Genomic DNA, 6,908 nt, shown 5'->3' with positions numbered 1-6,908 from the left:
ATGGGAAGCCACCGTGGGCGTGAGCCGGGTGCATCGACGCGGCACCTGACAGAACACCGCCCGCGCCTGATGGGTTGCAGCGCAGAGCCGGCGGCCCGAACAACCCCGGGAATCGGTCGTCTCCGGAAGATCCACACCGAGGGCGCGACCGCCCTGCCGGGCTGCGCGCCACATTTCACCGACGCAAGCCGCGGGAAGGTCGGCAGGCCGTGCCCGCTGGACGATGCAGCTGGCGGCGGCGCGGGCGTGGCGCTTTGACCGAGCTCAGCGCCCGGCCGGGGCGGCAGGCCACATTCAATCGGGCCTTCACCCGGTTCGAGTGGATCGTGCACGGCCGTGTGCCGCGCCCGGGTCGCTCGTCGATCGCCCATGCCGAACCGGACAGTGCGAGCGCCAGGGGGCGTTGTGGGCGTGAGGGTCCGTTCCACGGCGCCGCCCAGGCAGCGCCGACAAGTGCCACCGATCGTGGCGCGCGCGGCTCGTGGCGCCGCTGGCGGATCGCTTCGGCGTACACGGCCGAGTCGTCCCGACAGACGATCTCGACACCGGGATGCTCCCCGCACCAGGCCGCGAGGGTGGCGGCATTGTCGTCGGCCAGCACGTCCGCACGCGGCGGCGCCCGCGTCGATCAACGTGGTTGCGTAGGGCGCCCACGCCGTAGCGCGACGTCGTCGACGCTGAGCAGTCTGGGCACCGACGGCTGCGGGATCGGCAGTGCCATCAGTACCGCAGCATCGTCGACCTCTACAGCGACACCCCGAGACCAGCCATCACTGTGGCGCCGATCCGACCGGCCAGCGCGGTCACCAGCGGTCCGACCGCCCGGCGATCAGCAGCGCACCGGCACGGGTTCCGCAGCGTGACGACCTGATGCGGGGCCGGCAGACCGCAGCCGCCCATCTGGAACGAGCACGCACAGGCATCAAGATGTTCGACAGCCTCGACCGCCGCGGCGCGGCGGTCACACGACTCGCCTCTTCACAGTGGCCTCGCCGCCGCTGAAGTCCCCCGATGTCAACGCGACCCCGTGCCGACGGGTGTGGGCGGCCCCGACCACTGCTTTGGAGTCGTACTCCTTGCCGTCCCGGACCAAGAAGTAGCTACGCGCTGGGCCGAACCCGTACTTCGAGAGGAACTCCCGACGTCCCAAGGCGTCGAACTCATCGAGCGCCCCGGCGACGTCGTCGGCTCTCACATCCGGCGTAGACACGGCGGAAGACTACCCACCCCAGCGTCCCGCTCTGTCCCCATCGTGCCCGAGACAGACGCTGCGGCCGTGCTCATCCTGGCCTCCCGCGCTTCGTGGAGGCGGTCCTATTGCCCGTCCCCTTGGGTGGCGGGGCGCTGTTCCCCACATCGTCGACCGCGTCCTACCGGAGGTCAATGCGCCATTTTATGCACAGACTTGGCGCCGCTCATGTTATTGGGCAACTCAATCTGACAGGCCCGCGCCGTCATTCGCCAATCTTGCCATTCTCCCGGACCCACTGGGCAAGGGCCACCGCCTCCGCAGCCGCTGCTTCGCTCCGGAGGACGACATCGGCAACAGCATCGACAACCTTCTCTCTGCCGCCGTACTCAATGCCCAGCTCCTGCAACCAGTCATGATGATCAAGCCCATCTAGCCGTTCAAGCGTCAGCTTAAGTCGAGTCGATCCGCCTTCCAGCGGGACGATCCACCCAGAATGTCCGCCCGAGCGCCACGAATCCAGGACGGTCCGAATCAGCACTTCTGGGGCTACACTCCCAACCAGATAGCCGAACCCGGACGTCTCCACTTGAACAGACGGACGTTGCTCACCATCAAGTACTCCCAGGATCGGAAACTCGCGCCCAGCATCACGAAACTCTCACACCAAACCCTGGACATTACTCTTCCCAGAAACCGCGTACTTAATGGCGACAAGTGGCAGAATTTCCTGATCAACGCTACGCAGAAGAGCGCGACAAAAGAGCGCGGCGTTGTAGTCTTCAACGACAAGAAGAACACACGGGCCTGGGTGTGCAGGGCCCGGGCATCAGCAGATCACGAGGTCGGCTCGTAGCTCAGGTCCGATACAGTCATTCGATCCGGCCGCATGCGGACCCACTCGGTTCCGCGATCGTGAGGATCATCAAGTAGGTACGCCCGGAACCGCGGATCCCAACGTTCGACATCAGAGCCCAGGTAGCGAACCAGGTTCCGGCGCCCCCGCGGCACGTCGAACTCGACGATCTCGCCCCGCCCGCGCACTATGACCTGCTGCACCAACCCCGAGGTGAGGTCACACGTGTCGACGACGACGGCCAACTGCGGATCAGCCTGTACATGATCGCGTAGCCGAGCCCATGGCCCGGTCAGGATCCAGAAGGCGCCGCCCTCCCACAGGAAGCATGCCAGTTGCTCGTGGCGGACGTCGGCGACCTGCTGATGGCGCGGCACGGTTGACGGGATACCCGTCGAGGACAAGGTAGGCCGAGCGGGTCACCTCATCGAGCCGGTTGGGTTGCCCTGCCGTGTGCTGGCCAGGCTCGGTCGTCGACGACCAGCCATGGTTCGTCCGCAGCGGCGGTGGGGGTTGTTCCGGTGAATGCGCGGACGTCGTGGTGGAAGTGGGACTGGTCGGCGTAGCCGGCGTCCGCCGCCGCCCGTGCTGGGGCGTGCCCGTGGACCAAACGGTGGATGGCGTGGTCGAAACGGGCCAGCATGGCAGCACGTTTGGGGGTCAGACCGATTTGCGTATCGAAGCGTGACCACATGCGCTGGCGGCTCCACCCGGTCCGGGACGCGAGATCTTCGACGCGGGCACGTCCATTGCTTGCGAGGATCTGGCGCCAGGCCCAGGCCACTTCGGGGTCGACAGTTCTGCCTGCGCGGATCCGGGGAATCAGTTCCGTGTCGATCAGCGCGAAGCGCTCCGTCCAGGTTCGCGCATCGTGCAGCCGCTCCCGCAAGCGCAGCGTGTCGCGGCCCCACAGGTCGTCGAGTGCGATGACGCTCCCGCGCAACTCCTTGAGCGGGAGGCCGAGCACAGAGTGCGCGGCGAGTGGCGACAGGCGTATCTGCACGCACTCGACTCCCTCGGCGCGCACCCGGAACGTGCTGAAAGCGAGTCCGGCGACCAGGCTCCCCGACCGCATCCGACCGGCCGTGCTGTCGACGTCGAACAGGCGATCACCGAACTCGACGGCGATGGTGATGGCCGGGTGAGGAATGGCTCGTAGCTCGATCGGGGTGTCGCCGGGTATACGGAATCCGGCCATGTCGACACCAGGCGGTGCGAGCGCCCGCGACGGTCGCGCGATGTCCCAAGCAGCGGTGGAATCTGCCTTCTGGCGATGTCGTCGCACATCTCGACTGTACGAGCGGAGGAGGCGAACCCGCCTCGCGTTGGGCGGACATTTCTCCAAGAACGTCGGGGCAGTCGCCGAGAGGGTGGTGGCGCCGCGGGTCGGCGGATGGAGGAATCATGGGCGAGACGACTACCCCGGAGGATCACAGCGGTCATGACGCGGCGCGGGGCAGCGCGCGCGGACGGCGGGTGGGGAGCCGTCGGCGGCGGCGGATCACGCTGCTGGCCATCGGTGGGCTGGCCGTCCTCCTCGCGTGGAACACGGTCGCCGTGCGCACCGAGACAGCCGACGCCTCCGGCGAGCAGATCGTGCGCCTTCCCGGCGGGGACATCCACGTCGTGCAGGATGGGCCGCCCGGCGCCCACACGGTGGTGCTGCTACATGGCCTGGGCGGCTCGACGGCATGGTGGGACCCCGTGCTGCCGGCGTTGCGGAACTTGCACGTGGTACGGGTGGACCTGCTCGGGCATGGCGGGTCAGCCAAACCGGCCGATGGTTACAGCGTCGCGGACCAGGCACGCCGGGTCGGGGCCGTGCTCGATCGGCTCGGGGTACGCAACGCGACTGTTGTTGGCCATTCCACAGGTGGCACCGTCGCCACATCGCTGGCCGAGCAGCGCCGCGACCTGGTGGCGGCAATCACTCTGATCGACACCGGCCCGCAGATGGACAGGTTCCTCGGTGACAGTGTCGCCGGCCGATTGGTGACCGCGCCGGTGGTGGGAGAGTTGATCTGGCGACTGCGTACCGACGGCACGATCCGCTCCGCGCTGAGCACCGCCTTCACCCGCGAGGTGCAGATCCCGGACCAGATCATCGCCGACGTCCGGCGCATGACCTACCGCAGCCTCGACGCGACCGACGAGGCATCCACCGCGTACCTGGACGAACGGCCCATGCCCGACCGGCTCGCGGTCCTCGGCCTGCCCGCCCTGGTGATCTTCGGCGCCCAGGACCGTCGATGGCAGCCCAACTCCGCCCAGGACTACCGCCGAGACCTCAACGCCCGGATCGAGATCCTCGACGGCGTCGGACACACACCCATGATCGAGGCCCCTGACACCACCGGCGCACTCCTGCACGACTTCGCCGACGAAACCACGCCGCGCTGACCGGGCCACAAGGAGGAATGGCCCATGCGGATTCTCATCTCCGGCGCCAGCATCGCCGGCCCGGTGCTGGCGTACTGGCTCACCAGGCACGACGTGCACATCGTCACCGCAACAACGACCAAACGGTTAAAACCAGGCATTCCCCGCCCACGCCGCAAGAGTTAAGACTCAAGCTAGACCGGGTACGCCGCCGACCACCCCGCGGTTAAAACTCAAGACTAGGCCGTGTCCTGTAGGTCGCGGTCGGCGGACTTCGTGATCCAGTGGTCCGGCAAGGCGGAGACACGTCCTCGTACCAGGCGGGTGTACTCGGAGGTGCCGACAACGCCGCCCGGGGTCGCCTGGGCGGCGAAGACCGCCGCCAGGGGCTTACAGGAGACGGCCCAGTTAGTGGAAGCTGCCGAGCTCGGGCCACGGCGCGTCCAGGGCGGAGTCCTTGTGCTGTGCGAGCTCGTCCGGTGTGAACACGGGGGTCTGGGTCGTGGGCGGGATCCCCACCTCCTCGTAGTCCGTCCCGTCGGGGGCGAAGTAGTCCTCGTTGCCGAGCGTGAAGGTCCAGCCGTTGGGCAGCTTGCGCTCCATGTCGTCGGCGAACACGCCCTGGGTTGCCGTCCCGACGCGGCTGGGGGCCGGCGTCCGCCCGAGCATCGCTTCGGTGAAGGTCTCTCCGGCGCTGACCGTCAGGTCACTGGTCAGCAACCGCACCGGGCCCAGGTAGCGGGGGCCGTCGTACGGGGTGACGGTCACCGTCCGGAGCCTGCCGTGGCTGTTCGGGTCGGTCGGGTTGTTGCGAGCGTCCTTCGTGTACGCGGTGTAGGCCGTGTTCGTGAGCCGTGACGCCACCTGCAGGCCCAGCTCGTCGTCACCTCCGGTGTTGAACCGGATGTCGATGATCAGCCCTCGCCAGGCGTTGATCCGTGCCTGCGTGAAGATCGTGTTCAGGGTCCTGGTCAGGACGGCGCTGTTCGCCGGGAAGACGTTGTCGTCGCGGTCGTATTTCTCGAACGACGTGATGCGCAGGTAGCCGCGCCCGCCCGGCAGATCGGCGTAGGCGATCCGGTTGTTCGCGAAGGTTTGGATGTCGGTGACGCGGAGGTCTTCGTGGAGGTGGTCGTCCACGGCATCGATCGCGTCTCGGCGTGACACGTCGTGCTCGTCGCGAGTTCCCTGCCGCTTCGCAGCGAACGACCGGTCGTCCGCATCGATGGAGGCGTGCGCGTCACCGAGCGGCCTGATCATGCTGACCAGGATCCGGTACAGCTCGTCGGGCGTGGTGTTGGCGTTCACCATCGGCCGGTACTGGGCCCGCACTGCGTTCCAGTCGATGTTCTTGCGCACCGTGGAGTTGTAGTTCTCCGCGAACGTCGCCCAGAAGACGTCGAAGTTGGTGACCGGATCGTTGGGCACCGGCCGCGTGCACGCCTCGGGCAGCTCGGGCACCGGGACGAGGTCGATGTCCGCCGCCGTGCCCAGCAGGCGCAGGGCGCCCTGGTCGTCCGGCGTCCGGCGCAGGGTCTCCACCGCCCCGTCCTGGTTGCCGAACTGCACGGTGCCGTCCGGAGCGGGCCCTTCGAGCTGGGTGAGCGTCCGGTTGGGCAGGCAGCTGACGGACGTCGTGTCGAACGTCTCGGCCTGACCGTTCCTGACCGAGATGATCCAGCCGTAGCCGTCGGTGCGCCACACCCCGTCGACGGGGCTGGTCGTCCCACCGATCGGTGCCGCACAGGCGGCGAGCACGGTGGCAAGCACGACTGCGATTGCTGCGGGCAGTGACGGCCGCATAGAGGTCCTTCCTGGTACGGCGGACCCGGCGGTCGGTCACCAGGGGTCGTGCGCGCCAGGTCAGTCCTGTCCTATGCCGCGAGTCGTGTGCCGGCGACGATGTCTGCGGGCCGCGGCTTCGAGGTTGGGAATCCGCCTCTCCTGCGGCAGCGTATCTGCGACTCCTCGCGGAGTCGTGGCGAACGTGAGCGGCGGAACATCGGAGGAATGGTGTCGGGCACGATCGGGGGACGGCGAGGGTCCGAGCGGTGCGGATCTCTTCCGCCCGCTGGTCCGTTCGGCTTGCGACCTGCGGGTGATGATTCGACGCTGTTGTGCCCTGTGACGCCCGGCGGTGTTCTTGGGCAGGGACGGTCTCATCCGTGCAGGTCGAACCGGTGTGAGCGGGCGGGTGGCTCGGGCCGTCAACGGCGACCGAACCTGCGGGTTGAGACATCACGGGCCGAGCAGTCGAAAGCACCGCTTGACCTGTCATGTCGAGCCCACGCTGCCGGCGTGTCAACACTTCAAGGGCGACGGATTTACAGGCAACCTCCCCTGCGGGAGCAGTAGGCCGCTGATGCAATGAAGGGGCGGGGCCTCCGCTCCTCGTGACCCTCGGCTCATGCTCGAGGCGCTTCACATCAACGACTTGGGAGGCCCCTATGAGCGAAGCATACGAGGGACGGCAGATCGTCGGGA

The 6,908-nt window shown here is 67.6% G+C and carries 6 protein-coding genes; 1 reads left to right on the top strand and 5 read right to left on the bottom strand.

What is annotated here, in order from left to right:
• Nucleotides 1-961 precede the first annotated feature (961 nt).
• The 4 genes from ABEA81_RS42155 to ABEA81_RS42140 form a co-directional block, all read right to left on the bottom strand.
• On the bottom strand, nt 962-1,210 hold the full coding sequence (locus ABEA81_RS42155) for a hypothetical protein (RefSeq protein ID WP_345613660.1): 249 nt from the start codon (nt 1,208-1,210) through the stop codon (nt 962-964).
• A gap of 244 nt (nt 1,211-1,454) precedes the next feature.
• Nucleotides 1,455-1,598, bottom strand: a complete 144-nt coding sequence (locus tag ABEA81_RS42150) for a hypothetical protein (RefSeq protein WP_345613658.1) — start codon at nt 1,596-1,598, stop codon at nt 1,455-1,457.
• Nucleotides 1,599-2,026: 428 nt separating this feature from the next.
• Entirely contained in the window at nt 2,027-2,422 is a 396-nt protein-coding gene (locus tag ABEA81_RS42145) for a pyridoxamine 5'-phosphate oxidase family protein (protein ID WP_345613656.1), read from the bottom strand.
• A 47-nt stretch (nt 2,423-2,469) separates the two neighbouring features.
• On the bottom strand, nt 2,470-3,243 hold the full coding sequence (locus ABEA81_RS42140; RefSeq protein ID WP_345613655.1) for a helix-turn-helix domain-containing protein: 774 nt from the start codon (nt 3,241-3,243) through the stop codon (nt 2,470-2,472).
• A 206-nt stretch (nt 3,244-3,449) separates the two neighbouring features.
• Here ABEA81_RS42140 and ABEA81_RS42135 point away from each other — a divergent pair, with 206 nt between their 5' ends.
• Nucleotides 3,450-4,445, top strand: a complete 996-nt coding sequence (locus ABEA81_RS42135) for an alpha/beta fold hydrolase (RefSeq protein ID WP_345613654.1) — start codon at nt 3,450-3,452, stop codon at nt 4,443-4,445.
• Between the two features lie 387 nt (nt 4,446-4,832).
• Here the strand turns inward: ABEA81_RS42135 and ABEA81_RS42130 are convergent, their stop codons facing one another.
• On the bottom strand, nt 4,833-6,194 hold the full coding sequence (locus ABEA81_RS42130; protein WP_345613652.1) for a S41 family peptidase: 1,362 nt from the start codon (nt 6,192-6,194) through the stop codon (nt 4,833-4,835).
• Nucleotides 6,195-6,908 lie beyond the last annotated feature (714 nt).

Origin of the sequence: Pseudonocardia adelaidensis, from assembly GCF_039543345.1 — a bacterium.
In the GTDB taxonomy this organism is placed as follows: Bacteria; Actinomycetota; Actinomycetes; order Mycobacteriales; family Pseudonocardiaceae; genus Pseudonocardia; species Pseudonocardia adelaidensis.
The sequence above is the reverse complement of the archived record's forward strand: the minus strand, read 5'-3'. Positions and strand labels throughout refer to the sequence as shown.

What these genes read in the sequence shown, in the direction of transcription:
- ABEA81_RS42135 (WP_345613654.1), top strand. Translation starts at nt 3,450, where the DNA reads ATGGGCGAGACGACTACCCCGGAGGATCACAGCGGTCATGACGCGGCG.
- ABEA81_RS42140 (WP_345613655.1), bottom strand. Translation starts at nt 3,243, where the DNA reads ATGGCCGGATTCCGTATACCCGGCGACACCCCGATCGAGCTACGAGCC.